The 15,547-nt window shown below is 59.3% G+C and carries 4 protein-coding genes; 2 read left to right on the top strand and 2 right to left on the bottom strand.

Annotation, left to right across the window (positions count from 1 at the left end; translation table 11 throughout):
* Window positions 1-77: 77 nt before the first annotated feature.
* Window positions 78-2,021 carry a putative bifunctional diguanylate cyclase/phosphodiesterase gene (locus FZ934_RS23995; protein WP_153273335.1) on the bottom strand — a complete coding sequence of 648 codons (1,944 nt, stop codon included), beginning with the start codon at window positions 2,019-2,021 and terminating at the stop codon, window positions 78-80.
* Window positions 2,022-2,251: 230 nt separating this feature from the next.
* Here FZ934_RS23995 and FZ934_RS23990 point away from each other — a divergent pair, with 230 nt between their 5' ends.
* Window positions 2,252-3,289 carry a class I SAM-dependent methyltransferase gene (locus FZ934_RS23990; protein WP_153273334.1) on the top strand — a complete coding sequence of 346 codons (1,038 nt, stop codon included), beginning with the start codon at window positions 2,252-2,254 and terminating at the stop codon, window positions 3,287-3,289.
* Between the two features lie 110 nt (window positions 3,290-3,399).
* Here FZ934_RS23990 and FZ934_RS23985 read toward each other — a convergent pair whose 3' ends face one another.
* A complete protein-coding gene (locus FZ934_RS23985) occupies window positions 3,400-4,872 on the bottom strand; it encodes a sensor histidine kinase (protein ID WP_153273333.1) in 1,473 nt (490 codons plus the stop codon).
* A gap of 320 nt (window positions 4,873-5,192) precedes the next feature.
* Between FZ934_RS23985 and FZ934_RS28465 the strand changes: the two genes are divergently transcribed.
* On the top strand, window positions 5,193-15,536 hold the full coding sequence (locus FZ934_RS28465) for a peroxidase family protein (RefSeq protein WP_194273819.1): 10,344 nt from the start codon (window positions 5,193-5,195) through the stop codon (window positions 15,534-15,536).
* Window positions 15,537-15,547 lie beyond the last annotated feature (11 nt).

Here is a 15,547-nt window from a genome sequence, read left to right as displayed (position 1 = left end):
CCATGGAAGCAGGTCGTAGGTAGGGCGGCGTGTGTTGGATCGTCTCAGCCCGCCAGCGAAGGCATGGTCTTTGCTCGCTAGGCCGCTTGCAAGAGTTCGGCGCTCACCGGCATTCCGAGGTGATAGCCTTGAACGCGATCGATCTGGAGTTCCCTTAGCAGGGAAAGCTGTGCGGCGGTTTCGACACCTTCTACCAAAATGGTATTCCCTCGGTTGCGGATGAGCGAGATCATGTCCTGAAGCATCATTAGCCCGCGCGGGTTGGAGCAATCGTGCAGGAATGTTCGATCCACCTTCACAGTGTTGAAGTCGATCGCACGCAGCCAAGACAACCCCGCAAAGCCCGAACCGAAGTCGTCCAGCCATATCTCGACGCCGAGGTTACGGAGATCGGCGATGCATTTGAACACCTCCGACCGCATATCCATATCCAGGCCCTCTGTGACTTCGAGCGCCAGGCGCGAACCGCTAACACCGCATTCCCTGAGGATCTCAGCCACGCTTGCCGCTAAGCCGGGTGATCGCAACTGTATGGGCGACACGTTGACGCTGACCGTCGCCATGCGGTCGGTCATCAGGATGTCACGGCATGCAGTCTCTATCGCCCATCGACCCAATTCGAGGATCGCTCCCGTTTGTTCAGCCACGGGAATGAACACCTTTGGCGAAACCGCGGTGCCGTTGGGCAACCTAAGTCGCATAAGCGCCTCAACAGCTCTGGCCTTGCCGTGAACGTCAAATATTGGCTGGTAGACGAGCGATACGAGGTTCCGATCGATTGCGGCGGCGAGCAACGGAACAAGCTTTCCGGCATTGTCGTCCGGCCGTGGCAGCAGGGGATCAAAGCATCTGATGCAGTTCCGGCCACTCGCTTTTGCGTTATAGAGCGCAAGGTCCGCCTCACGCACGATCCGCTCGACTTTTTCGCCTGCTGGTTCGCGTGTGAAGGCGACACCCACACTTACCGATACGATCGCCCTGTCATCTGGCCGTTCGTCGTGTCCGATGGCAAGAAACTCGACTTCGGTCCGTATCCTTTCGGCCAGGCTCAGAGCCATCCGTTGAGATTCGACCGGTATGACGACGATAAACTCCTCGCCGCCATATCTTCCGATCATGCCGCCGGACGGCTCGACGACGGCCTTCAAAGCCTTGGCGATAACAGTCAGGCACCGGTCGCCCTCCTGATGTCCGTACCGATCGTTGAAGCGTTTGAAGAAGTCGACGTCTATGAGAAAAACGGAGAAGTTACGGTGGTCGTTTTTCCAGGCGAGCCAGCACTCGTCGAGCCGCCGATCCAGCGCGCGCCTGTTACCTATACCTGTCAGATAATCGGTATGGGAAAGCTCCAGTAGTGATTTTCCGCGTTCTGACGCCTCCCAGTGCTGATGCCGCGCTTCCGCGGCATTCAGCAAGACGCTCCGACGCTCGATGGTCAGCCGCCAATTGACGAAGGATGTGAAGGTGAAGCACGAAACGTAGAACAACCCAAATGCAAGCTTGTAGGCCGGGCTAGACGGGAAGAATGCTTCGATCGTGACGAAAAATGCGCACAGAACGAGACCGGAGGTGATGACGGAAAGCAGGAAGCGGAAACTGAAGAAGAGGTTGGCACCCATCATGAATATCGCGCCGAAAATCATGTAGTACGACATTGCTGCCGTGTCGCGCGTGGCGATCGCCGGGCAAAGCCAGCCAACGTAGCCAACAACCAGCGCCGCGGCACATGTCACGTCAAGCCAGATGGTTTTGGCCTTCGCCAGCAACAACAGCTCGAACATGAAGAGCGCAAGCGTCGCGACAACGAATCGCGCGGCTATGGTGACCGGGGCAACGTCGGGAATGAGCAATTGGTCCGGAACCGCAAAGGCGACGTAAACCGCAACCGCCATCCAGAGTCCGCGCCTTGAACCTCGCCTTCGGACAGCGTCATTCTCGGTCTCGAGAGACTTGCAGGCTTCAGCGAATGAAAAGGCTATGGGGGAGCCGCCTGACGGCAGGTCAATGTATGATGCACTCATGCAAACAGACCGAGCGGATTTTGGTCTAGGTATAGTCGAAAGTAAGTCATGCTTCGGCGCCCTCCTAAAGTTACTTGCAGCAACTTGCGACCCGTTCGTCTATTACTTTGCACTATTAAATGGTGAGAATCATAAGCCAGACACCAGAATTACCCTCATCACGTGCAGAATCCAGTCGCCTTCGGAGTTGAGGTTGATTATAGTTAACTCCGGATCAACGGGGTTTCGAAATGGCACAGAGCTTGCGGTTGGATGGCGAAAGCCTTGTGGCGCCTGGCGAAATACGCGAAGCAACGAGAGGCGTAGCCACCCCGGACCCAGGCGATCTCTTGCTTGCCAAAGCCGAACTCGCTCTTGCTCTTGACCTCTCACTCCGTCAGTTCCGATCTGCTGTCGAGCCTGCGGCGATAATCGAGCGTCTAACTGTTGCCTTGCATCAGATGCGGCGGCGCTTTCAACCAGAAGTGTGGGACGTCGTCGTCGCAATCGCGCAAGCCCATCCGGTCGCGCAATTTCTGCATCAAGACCCGCTGACGCGTTGGTCGTTCGACAAGCCGCGCGGTTATTCTGGCGACGCGCATCTTCTCGATTTTATCTATGGCAGCCCGGAAACCGCAGAGAGCGTAAAGGCTTCAAGCGTGCTGGGTCGAGCGATCTACGAGTACACTAGAAACGCCTCGTCGTCGGTCGCGGTGAGGGAGCGCCGCGACCTCCTCACGCGGCGCGTCGACGAAATGGCATCCGTGCGACAGGGATCCGTGGAAGTGCTCGCCATCGCGTCCGGCCATCTTCGGGAGGGGGTTTCTTCTGCAGCGCTAGCGGGCGGTTCGATCAAACGATGGGTCGCCCTGGACCAAGATCCGCTGAGTGTCGGAACCGTCGCTCGCGATTTCGCCAACACGTCCGTCGAGGCATTGAACGGGTCAGTTCGATCGCTTCTCGGCGGAAAGCACTCCCTAGGAACGTTCGACTTCATCTATGCGGCTGGATTGTACGACTATCTGCCCGACCCCGTTGCAATAAGGCTGACCAGGAAATGCCTTAGCCTGCTCAAGTCTGGCGGATCATTCCTATTCGCGAACTTTTCCCCTGAGATGGAAGTCGACGGCTATATGGAGACGTTTATGAATTGGGCGCTGTTGCTTCGTTCCGAACTGGACATGTCGGTGATCGCGAAGGAGAGCGCGGACTCTGCGGATTTTCGGATATCGCTATGGTCAGGTGGAAATCGCAGCATAGCTTACTGCGAGATCACTAAGCTCGCTTGAACGATACTGACACCGTCTTCTCTGGTGGCTCAACCTGTCGCGCCGTGTCCGCTGCTGACGAAGGGATGTCACCGCTATCTTTGCTTGGAGGTCCCCGAGCCGGCGGTTGTCTAAGCTTCGACTTGTCCGTCCAATGACAGCACGACCGTGACGAGCGTGCCGTTGTCGCGCGCTATGGTGCGTATCTTGCCGCCGAAGGCGCGGATGCGGCGTTTTTGCATCAGCTTTCCCAGACGGATTCTGTCTTCGGCTGCCGGATTTGCTAATTTCGGCGGTGCACCGATGTCGGCAACTGCGATCACCAGCCGATTTCGCCAGATTCGGAAGCGTACCTGTTGCAGGTTTCCAGGTGCATGTCGCTGCGCGTTCATCAATCCTTCCTGGATAAAGCGGTAGACGCAGATATTGAGATGTCCGTGGACTATCTCGGTCGTGATCTCGCCTTTGACGTCGACCACATGCCCGGTCAGGTCGGTAAAGCGCCGGACGGCAAGCTGGATGGTCTCCTGCACGGAAAGGTTGTCGAGTTCGGGCAAGACAAGGCCGGACGAGATGTTTCTGATCTCATCGAGGGTCATGGTGACCAATTGCAGGAGTTTGCCCAAGCTTTCGACCGCGATGTTCACGTGGTTCGGGGCTGCCTCTTGAGGGGGCGCCAGGTCGCTCAAACGAAGCTTGACGAGGGTCAGAACCTGTATGGGACCGTCGTGAAGGTCGCTGCCGATCTGGTCCAGGATTTTTTCGTTCAGCTTGCCGGCTTCCAGCCGCGCGCGCTCGGCCTCAAGCCGCAAACGTCTGTTCTGGTTCGATAGACCCAATGCATGGCGCAGGCTCGCGCGCGCCGCGGCGCGCTGTTGATCAATGGTCACACGGCCACTGCGCACGATCATGTAAAGAAGTGCGAGCATAGGAGCGGAGACGAGGAGAACGATTGCGAACGTCGCGCGCCAGGCGCCACCGATCTCCGCAAGCAGATAGTCCGGCTGTTCGTAGAATTCGCCAACGAGCGCCGTCGCCCCGGACGCATCGCGCACCAATGGAGCGTAGACCTCGATATACTCGGCCGCCTGCTCCTCGTCGGAATACGTGTGTTTGTCGACCATGGTCCGCGAGACGACAACCTCACCGGCCAGTGCGCGCTTCAATTCCGGGAAGGCGTCTTCCTGGTCGAGTTCCTGGTCAGAGGTGGAATAGAACAAGCTGCCGTCGGGGTTCCATATCTTGATCTCGCGAACGTGCTGGCCAAGTGGGCTATCGCCGAGGAGTCCATCAAGTTTCTGCTTCACTTCGGGAGAGAGCGCCTTTGCCTGAATATCCGCATCCGAGATCATCGGTTCGACGAAGGTTTGCAGGTAAGCCGCGCCGACGCCGCCAGCACCTTTCATGATCGCCTTTTCGATCCTGTGCGTGGTCCACAACCCGAGTACGAACATAAGGACAAGCACGATCAGCGATGCGATGACGATGAACTGCACCTCAAGACGGGATCGTCGGAATAGAACTGCCACTCGCCCCAACGGGCCTCTGGGCCCGCCGACAACATCTCCACCCGACTGCAGCGTTTCAATGTCCCCGGTTGCCATGCTTCTCCCCCGAGTCACGACATTCTGACCTAGATTAGTATTTCCCAATATTGCGTCTGCCAACAGCAATCTTGCGCGCCGCCGCTATTCCCTCTGTGGGTTGAGGCGTTTCTCCGTCCTGAGTGGCGATGCGACCTTAGTCTGATGGATATACTGACTTTCGTTCAGGACTGGCTGAACCAACGTCTCGAAAATGACGCGACCTTGTTCTCTGTGGGGGCGCTCGGGCCGAAGATATAAAAGTAACGACATCAATTATGCTTGCGGAACGAATGTAACAACTGTTCCGCAGGGTAGTTTTGCTTCGGAGGGAGAGAGCAATGGCCGCGTTTACATTGAACCTGCAGGACATGATTTTCATTCTGCGTCAGATCAAGGTCGCCGAAGCACACGCGGCGGGCACAGCGCTGACCCAAATCTACGTTGATGCCGAAGGTAACGTGGTGGACCCAAGCACGCCTGGCGCCCAACTCGCCATTCCTGATCCCCATGTTCCCGTCGGTCTGAGGACTGTCGATGGGACCTATAACAATATCGTCCCGGGACGCGAGACCTGGGGCTCGGCCGACCAGCCGATGCCAAGATTGCTCGACGGAAGCTTCGTCAATGATCAGGACGGAGACACCTTCGACCCCGATGGCCCTGGTCCCGCGCCGACCATAACCAACACGAATTATGGCGCCCCCGGAAGCGTCGCCGACGCCGACCCGCGTTTGATTTCCAACCTTGTGGTCGACATGAGCCTGAACAACCCAGCGGCAATTCTTGCCGCTCTGAAGTTTGCTGGCTCCGAGGATCCACACGCGGACCTCGAACGCCTGATGGCGGGACGCGTAACCGCCGCGCAGGCAGCGGCAGCGCTCGCCGAGGCGCAAACAGCTGTTCAATCGGCCGAAAGCGAGTTGGACCAGGCTGTCACGGCCTACACTGCTGCGCCCAGCTCGGCGAGCATCGATGCAATTCAGGATGCCGCAGCCGCGCTCAGCGACGCCGAAGCAACGCTCGTGCATGCCCAACTAGTGGCTGCCGATCCCGCCGCAGCGTTCACCGCGCTCGCGCAGGAACTTGGCCTGACGATCAACGCACAGGGTTCGTTGGTTATCCCGAACGTCGCGCCGGATGAAGGGCTATCGAAGCCGTTCAATGCCTGGATGACGTTCTTCGGCCAGTTCTTCGACCACGGCCTCGATCTGATTACCAAGGGAAGCAACGGCACCGTCTACATACCGCTGCAGGCGGACGATCCACTCTACGACAAGGGCGCCGATGGCATTGCCGGCACGCCGGACGACGGCCATACGAACTTCATGGTGCTGACGCGTGCGACACCGGATGCCAATGGCGAGCATACCAATACGACAACGCCATTTGTCGATCAGAACCAGACTTATACATCGCATCCGTCGCATCAGGTGTTCCTGCGCGAATACAAGTTTTCCGTGGATACTGCCGATCCGGACAGCGTTCCCGACTCGCGCCCGGTTGCCACGGGAAAGCTGCTCGACGGCTCGGATAACGGCCTGCCGACGTGGAGGGATATCAAGGCACAGGCGCGCGATTTCCTCGGTATCGAGTTGACCGATCGTGACGTTGTCAATCTGCCTCTGTTGCGGACGGATTTCTACGGGGAATTCATTCGCGGTGCGAACGGATTGCCATTGCTGGTGCTCGGCATCGGTGCTGACGGCATTCCCAATACGGCGGACGACGTCGTCGTGGAAGGCAACCTCGCAAATCCTGTGAATACATTTACGGTCACGAACGGCACCCTGACCGGCGCCGTGCGCACCGGACACGCCTTCCTTGACGATATCGCCCACAACGCGGTGCCAACAGGTGTCTTCGATCCGGATGGGCCTGCCGGCCCTCTCGGCGACACACCGATTGCTCCGGACAGCGACGACGTCGCCGGCAACGACATTGCCCTGGACTACCGGGGACGCCGGGTTGCCTATGACGACGAGCTTCTCGACGCCCATTTCATCACCGGCGATGGGCGCGGCAACGAGAATATCGGCCTGACGGCCGTCCACCATATCTTCCACTCCGAGCACAATCGCCAAGTCGACTCTCAAAGGTTGACCATTCTGCAGAGCGGCGACATCGACTTCATCAACGAGTGGCTGGTCGGCGATATTGCCGCGCTGGATCCGGCATTCGCAACGATGAGCGCTGTCCAGAGGCTGGCCTATGCGGATACGCTCGACTGGGATGGCGAACGCCTGTTCCAGGCGGGCCGCTTTGCCACGGAAATGCAGTACCAGCATTTGGTCTTCGAGGAGTTTGCCCGCAAGATACAGCCGGCGATCGATCCCTTCGTCTTCAACAACATCACCGATATCAATCCGGCGATCTTCTCCGAATTCGCCAATACCGTTTATCGCTTCGGTCACTCGATGCTGACGGAGAGCATGCCGAGAATCCATCTCAACGCGGACGGCAGCATCACAACGGACGATATGGGGCTGATCACCGCCTTCCTGAACCCGCTCTCCTTCAACAACGACGGTACAACTCCCACCGTAGACGATCCCAATACGCCTCAGAACGAGGCGAACGACCCGTTCATCACCGCCGATCAGGCGGCCGGCGCCATCGTGCGCGGCATGACGATCGAGCGGGGCAACGAGATCGACGAGTTCATAACCGGCGCCCTGCGCAACAATCTGCTCGGCCTGCCGCTTGATCTCGCGTCCATCAACATTGCGCGCGGTCGTGATACCGGCATCCCTTCACTGAACGATGCCCGCACGCAGCTTTTCGCGGCAACCGGCTCGAGCTTCCTGACGCCGTATGACAGTTGGACCGATTTCGCGGCCAACCTGAAAAACCCGATTTCGGTTGTGAATTTCATCGCTGCCTATGGCACGCACACGTCGATCACCGCGCAAACGACCGTCGCCGGCAAGCGCGACGCCGCTTGGGCGCTGGTGTTTGGTGAAGCTTCGGGATCAGTTACCGAAGTCCCCACCGATCGGTTGAGTTTCCTGAACAGCACGGGCAGCTGGAATGCGGCCAACAGCGGTCTCAATACAATCGATCTCTGGATCGGCGGCCTTGCCGAAAAGCAGATGGAATTCGGCGGTTTCCTGGGGTCCACCTTCAACGCGATCTTTGAAGCACAGCTCGAAGCGCTGCAGGACGGCGACCGGCTCTATTACCTGACTCGCACCCAGGGCCAGAATTTCCTCCATATGCTGGAGCAGAACTCCTTCGCCAAGATGATCATGGCGAATACCGACATCGCCCAGCCCGGAGCGGACGGCATTCGTGGCACTGCCGACGATGTGATCAGCCGTCATATCGGCGTGGACGCCTTCGCAGCCTACGACTTCGTCCTTGAGGTCAATCCAGCCAATCAGGTGGACTACAACGGGGCGGATGTCGATGGCGTTGATCCCATCGGTACCGATGCGGCGCTCGAGGCAATGGGGCTCGGCAAGGTGGTTCGCGACAACCCCGGCACTGTTGGCCCCGATGCGGATTATATTCGTTTCACAGGCGGTGAACACGTCGTCGTCGGCGGCACGACCGGCAATGACACGATCATCACCGATTTCGGTGATGACGGCATCTGGGGCGATGACGGCAATGATCGCATTGAATCGGGTGCCGGCGTCGATCTCGTGAACGGCGGCGGCGGCGACGATATCATCACCGACAGCGGCGATAGCGGCGACTTCCTCAAGGGCGATGAAGGCAATGACGTCATCGCAAATTCCAACGGTATCGACATCCTGATGGGTGGTACCGGCAAGGATGTCATTTTCGTCGGCGTTGATGACACCGAGGTGTTTGGCGGCGAGGGCGACGACTTCATCGCCGGCGGCGATGGTGTCGACTTCCTGATGGGTAACGAAGGCGACGACTGGATCGAGGCCGGCGGCGGCTTTGATACGACAGCCGGCGACAATTCCGAGCTGTTCTTCAATTCGACGATCATCGGTCATGATGTGATGTTCGCCGGAAACGAAGAGCATGACTTCGACGCGGAATCCGGTGACGACATCATGGTGCAGGGCGAAAGCGTCATGCGCAACGAAGGCATGTTCGGTTTCGACTGGGCGATATTCAAGGGCATGGCGCTCAACGGCTATGCCGATATGAACATCCCGATCTTCACGACCGAACAGGCAGACATCCTGCGCAATCGCTTCGACAAGGTGGAAGCACTGTCGGGCTGGGACCATGACGACACGCTGATCGGCGACAGCCGGGTGTTCGGCGACATTGCGCCGGGCGCGACAGTTGGTACGACGGAAGGGGTATTCTTCAACGACGGTCTGGATCAGGCCGGTATCGATCGTATCCGGAACCTGTCCCAGATCGTTCAGGTCGGGCCAACCGGCTTCTTCGAAAGCGGTAACATCCTGCTGGGTGGTGCGGGCAGCGACAACCTTCGGGGCAATGGCGGGGATGATATTCTCGACGGTGACCGATGGCTGAACGTCCGGATCGGCATCCATCAGAATGCCGATGGCAGCGGTCCCGAAATCGCCACCGTCGACAGCATGCGGCACGTGTTTTCGGACGACTTCGCAATCACCGCCTGGCGGGGCAAGTCGCTGTTCGAACTTCTCGTCGATCGAGCCATCGTGCCGACCCAGATGCAGATCGTGCGCGAAATCCTCACCGATGGCGCGAGCGCAGCCGACCAGGACGTCGCCTACTACAATGACGTCTTTGCCAACTACACGATTACCCGCACCGGCACCGGCCAGGCGATGGTCACGACGATCTCGCATGTCACCGTGTCCAACGTTGTCGACCCATTGACCGGCGGAAATCTGGTTTCCGATGGTGTCGATACGCTGCGGAACGTCGAGTGGGCGCAATTTGCCGATGGCACGCGGATTCGCTTGACCAATTCGCCGGCGACAGGCGCGCCTACGATCACCGGCGTTGATGATGACCTGACCGTCAACACAGCCGGAATCCAGGACGAGAACGGCAAGCCGACCAACGGCTTCAGCTATCAGTGGCAGAGTTCCGCCGCACCCGGCAGCGGGCCTTGGACAAACGTAGGGGGAGCAACGGCTGCGACGATCAACAACGTCGTCGCCGGGACGTTCTATCGGGTCATTGTCAGCTACACCGATAACGACGGCTTCGCAGAAACCGTCGTCTCCGAGATGACGGCTCGCGTCGGGACCAATGGCAATGACGGTACCCTTGCCGCGCCGTTTACCGGCAGTGCTGCTCCCAATCTCCTCAATGGCCGAAATGGCGACGACGTGTTGAGCGGTCTGGCTGGTGACGACGTCATCAACGGGGGCGGCGGCAACGACACCTTGAATGGCGGTCTTGGCAACGACGTTTTGAACGGCGGGACGGGGATTGATACAGTCACCTATGCCGCAGCGGCGGGCTCAGTCACTGTCAACCTGGCAACGGGCGCTGCAACCGGGGCAGACGGTAACGATACGATCACCGCGGTTGAAAATGTCACCGGCAGCGGATTCGACGACACGATTACCGGCAACGCGAACGACAACGTGCTGTCCGGAGGTAGTGGCAACGATACCTATCGCTTCGAACTTGCTGCCGGCGATGACACGATCAACGAAACGGCCGGCACGGCCGATCGGATCACCATTGCCACCGCAGGTGCTGCTCTGACATCCTTGTCGGTCTCAGACAGCGATACCGGGACACAGAACGGAAACCTGGTTATCGATTTCAATGGGCAGCAGGTCACAGCAATCGATCATTTCGACAACACCAATGAAGGCATCGAACTGATCAATTTTGACGGTGGTTCCTTCGCTGGCTATCAGCTGGGTGCCGGTGACTACACCATCAGCACCTCTGATCCCGCCAACAGTGGCGCCCCAACCGCAAGGACGGTTACCGTCACGACCGGCAATAATCTGATCGCCGGCGAAACGGGCGTCGACCGATTGACCGGTGGTACTGGTCGCGACTTGCTGTTCGGCAACGCAGGCAACGACATCCTCAGCGGTGGCGGCGACGATGACCTGATCGTTGGCGGCGAAGGCAACGACACGATCGACGGTGGAGCAGGAAACGATACGATCGTCTACGACATCGATGAAGGCGCCGGCGGCAGCGATGTGATCGATGGCGGTGCAAACACCGACACATTGGCGATCATCGATAGCGGTGGTGCCGACGCCGAGACGTTGAGCGTAGCCTATAACGGTACGTCAATCACGCAGATCGAGGGCGGCGGCTCGATCGCCGGTATCGAGCGTATAACCGCCGATCTCGGCGTCGGGACGGATACGCTGGCTTATGCGACAACGGCCGCCGTCAACGTCGATCTCTCGGCCGGTACGGCGAGCGGGTTCACATCGATCTCAGGCATCGAGAACGTCACGGGCGGAAGCGGCAACGACGTCTTCACCGGCGACGTGAACAACAACACCTTCACGGGTGGGATTGGTACCGACCGCGTCGTGTTTACCGGTTCGGCCGCGGCGCATAGCTTTGCGCTTGCCGGGGCGAACCTGGTGGTGTCAGGCGCAGGCGGCTCAGATACGCTTTCCGGCATCGAACAGCTGCAGTTCGGCGCAACGGTCTATTCGACAGCGGCCGGTAACCTCGTGCAGGGCACGGATGCGAGCAACGCGGCTATCAATGGTGGCGCCAACGCCGAGCTCATCCTGGGTTTTGACGGCAATGACACGATCAATGCCAATGCCGGAAACGACATCATTCAAGGTGGGGAAGGCACGGATACGATCAATGCTGGCGACGGCGACGACACCGTCGTCTGGAACGTCGGCGAGGGGCGCGATATCGTCAGCGGAGGTACAAACACGGCCGTCGGCGACACTATGGTGATCAATGGCGACGCCAGTGCCGAGACCTTCCGCGTCATGACGCGGGCGGCCTGGGATGCAATCGGCGGCAACAACGGCGCACAGCTGGCCGCCGCCACCCAGATCGTCATCACCCGCAACGGCACCAACTTCAATTCGATCGTGGCAGAGCTGTCTGGCATCGAAGAAATTGTCATCAATACTGGTGCCGGCAATGATACGATCATAACGAGCGGCGATTTTTCGCCGACAGCTCTCTTCACCAACACGATCACGGTGAATGGCGAACAAGGCGACGATACCGTCGATATCTCTGCACTGCAGTCGGCGCATCGAATTCTTTTCCGCTCCAACGGCGGTCACGACACGATAGTCGGCAACTTGCGGCCGCAGGATGTGGTGGAACTGGCACCAGGAAGCGATCTTTCCGCCTATGCGATGACCACCAATGCCAATGGAACGAAGACGTTCTCGAACGGCACGCATTCGGTCACCTTCACTGGTGCCGTGCCTCCGCAGTTCCAGAACGCGCCGACAACGCCGGGTAATGACGACGGGGTCACCGGCAACTTCGCATACACGGCTGCCGATCTTGCCGGGCTGAAGAACCTGATAAACGGTCAGTCGGCTTTCCCCGGCGATGACGACACCGAAGGTTTCGGCGGTGTACGGACTTTGTCGGGACACGGCAACAATGAAGACAACCCGAACTGGGGTTCCGCCGATACGCCGTTTATTCGCATCACCAACGCGCACTTCGGCGAATATGACCCTGTAACCGGAAACAATGCCATCAACCCGATCTTCGATGGCCTGGATCCGCGCAACATCAGCAACATCCTTGGTGCCCAGGAAGCCGATCTGCCGAAGAATGCCAGCAATGCCAACATCTTCTTCATGGCATTCGGCCAGTATTTCGACCATGGCCTCGACTTCTTGTCGAAGGGTGGCAACGGCACGGTGCAGATTGGCGCTCCGGGCAACGGGTCGCCGGGCTCCGGTAACCCTGCAGACCTCACGCGTGGTACCGTCTATGCGATCGACGAGAACGGCGTCACGCAGCATATCAACAAGACATCGCCTTTCGTCGACCAGAACCAGGCTTACGGCTCGCACGAGCTGGTTGGCCAGTTCCTGCGCGAAAGCGACGGTAACCAGGGTGTCGGTTCGCATCTGTTCCAGGGGGCGGTCGATCCATCCAATCCGGAATTCCGTCTCTTGCCGACGCTACGCGAGCTGATCCAGCACCACTGGCAGGCCAATACTATCTTCCACGATCCGTCTCTGCCTGGCGGTCAGATCAGTTTCCGGGACTACTACAGCCACTATCCGATCTCGGAGACAGCCACTGGCAACCTCTTCGACGAGGTCACGGGTGCCTTCGATCCTGACGTCCTGAAGGGGGCGGCGGCGAATTTCATGGGCAGCGGCCACGCCTTGCTGCTGGATACCAATCCCTTCGTCAGCCTGCTCGATCACTATGTGGTCGGCGACGGACGCGGCAATGAAAACTTCGCCTTGACCGCGATGCACACCATCTGGGCTCGCAACCACAACTACCACGTCAACCTGCTTGAGGAATCTGGTTTCCAGGGAACGGCCGAAGAGCTGTTCCAGGCCGCCAAGATGGTCAACGAGGCCGAGTACCAGCGCGTCGTGTTCACGGAGTTTGCCGACATGCTGATCGGCGGCATACGCGGCGACGGCGACCATGGCTTCGAGGAATACAATCCCGATGCCTCGGCTTCGATCTCGCACGAGTTCGCCGCTGCCGTCTACCGCGTTGGCCATTCCCTGATCGGCCAGACGATGACGGTGCTTGGACCCGATGGGCAACCAAAGCAGGTCGCGCTGTTCGATGCATTCCTCAACCCGAGCAACGACGCCGACGTATTCGCGGCGCCGTTGCCTCCCGGATACGTGCCGCAGCCGGGCTACGAACAACTGGGGGTCAATTCGATCCTCGGAGGTATCGTCACCCAACAGGCGGAAGACGTGGACTTCAACATCGTTGACGCTGTTCGCAACGATCTCGTCCGCATCAATGCAGACCTGTTTTCCTTCAACGTTGCCCGTGCATGGGATGTCGGGCTTGGAACACTCAATCAGGTCCGCATGGATCTTGCCGCATCGCAGGATCCCTATATCAGGGAAGCGATCGGGTATGCCGGCAACCTGGCTGCCTATACGTCCTGGGAAGACTTCCAGACCCGCAACAATCTGTCGAACACTGTCATTGCGCAGTTCCGCCAGGCCTATCCCGATCTGGTTCTTCAGCAGGGTGATATCGCCAGCTTCCAGGCGATCAATCCCGATATCGCGGTCGCCATCCAGGCGAACGGCACGGGCATCGTGAAGGGTATCGACCGTGTCGATCTCTGGGTCGGTGGTCTCGCCGAGCAGCACATCAACGATGGCATGGTCGGCCAGACCTTCTGGGTTGTCCTGCACGAGCAATTCGATCGTCTGCAGGAGGCGGACCGGTTCTACTACCTCAACCGCTTCGACAATTTCGACTTCTACGAAGAGTTCATCGACGGACAGGCCTTCGCGGACATCGTTGCCCGCAATACCGGCCTGACCAACCTTTCGGAGCACATCTTCGAAACCGAGCCGTTGGATGATGAAGACGAAGATGACGGCCCGACAGGCCCGGTCGACGACGACGACGACGAAGATGACGATATCCCGTCCGGCGGCGGCGATGACGATGAAGACGACGACGGCCCGTCTGGCGGTGACGATGACGAAGACGACGGCCCAACCGGACCGGTGGACGACGACGATGACGACCTCCCGTCTGGTGGTGGCGATGATGATGAAGATGATGATGACGACGACAGCCAGTCTGGCGGCGATGACGATGATGACGATGATGACCTGCCGTCCGGTAGCGGCGGTGATGACGGCGATGATGATGACGACGGCCCATCTGGTGGCGATGACGACGATGACGTTCCCGATGACGGTGTTGCACCGTTGCCGGTTGCTGCCCGGACGCTGATCGGGACGGTTGCTGCGGACGTCCTGATCGGGGCCGCGGCTGGCGACACGATCCTCGCCGGAGCCGGTGGCGACATCCTGGTTGGGGATGGCGGCAACGACATCCTGCGTGGCGAGGACGGTGATGATGTGGTGACCGCCGGTGACGGTGACGACAGCGTCAGCGGCGGCAATGGCGACGACGAGCTGCATGGCGGCAGTGGCGACGACATGCTGTTCGGCAATGCGGGCAAGGATGCAATCCACGGTGAAACCGGTCACGACTTCATCGAGGGCGGAGCCGGCGACGACCAGGTCTGGGCGGGAGCGGGCAACGATACCGTGATTGCCTCGACCGGTGATGGCGACGATCAGTACTGGGGTGGCGACGGTGCCGACACGCTCGACTATTCGATAGCCACCGGCAATCTGACGGTCGATCTCGGCAATGGCTTCATGCAGCGCGGCCAGGTGTCGGGTGGGTCGACAGGGACGGATATCGTCTACGGCTTTGAGAATGTGGTGACCGGCTCCGGCCACGACACGATCACGGCGACGGTGGAAGCCAACATCATGGACGGCGGGCTCGGCAACGACACCTTCCGCTTCTTATCGGCGGCGGCGGCCAATGGCGATACGATCCATGGCTTCCAGCCCGGCGACAAGATCGACTTCAGCTCGATCGATGCCAATACGTCAACTGCGGGCGTGCAGCACTTCACTCTGGGAAGCTCGCTCACGGCTGCCGGACAGATCTCAGTCACCCACGAGGTGCTGAACGGCACCGAGTTCACGGTGATCCACGGCAATGTCGACGCCAATACCGATGCCGACTTCGTGCTGATGCTGAAGGGCAACCTCAACCTGACGACGAGCGACTTCAACGGCGTCTCGTAACACGGTTGCGA

It is taken from the genome of Rhizobium grahamii, assembly GCF_009498215.1.
Taxonomy (GTDB): Bacteria; Pseudomonadota; Alphaproteobacteria; order Rhizobiales; family Rhizobiaceae; genus Rhizobium; species Rhizobium grahamii_A.
The sequence above is the reverse complement of the archived record's forward strand: the minus strand, read 5'-3'. Positions and strand labels throughout refer to the sequence as shown.

Excerpts from the sequence above, each read along its gene's own strand:
- FZ934_RS28465 (WP_194273819.1), top strand. The coding sequence starts at position 5,193 with ATGGCCGCGTTTACATTGAACCTGCAGGACATGATTTTCATTCTGCGT.
- FZ934_RS23990 (WP_153273334.1), top strand. The coding sequence starts at position 2,252 with ATGGCACAGAGCTTGCGGTTGGATGGCGAAAGCCTTGTGGCGCCTGGC.
- FZ934_RS23985 (WP_153273333.1), bottom strand. The coding sequence starts at position 4,872 with ATGGCAACCGGGGACATTGAAACGCTGCAGTCGGGTGGAGATGTTGTC.
- FZ934_RS23995 (WP_153273335.1), bottom strand. The coding sequence starts at position 2,021 with ATGAGTGCATCATACATTGACCTGCCGTCAGGCGGCTCCCCCATAGCC.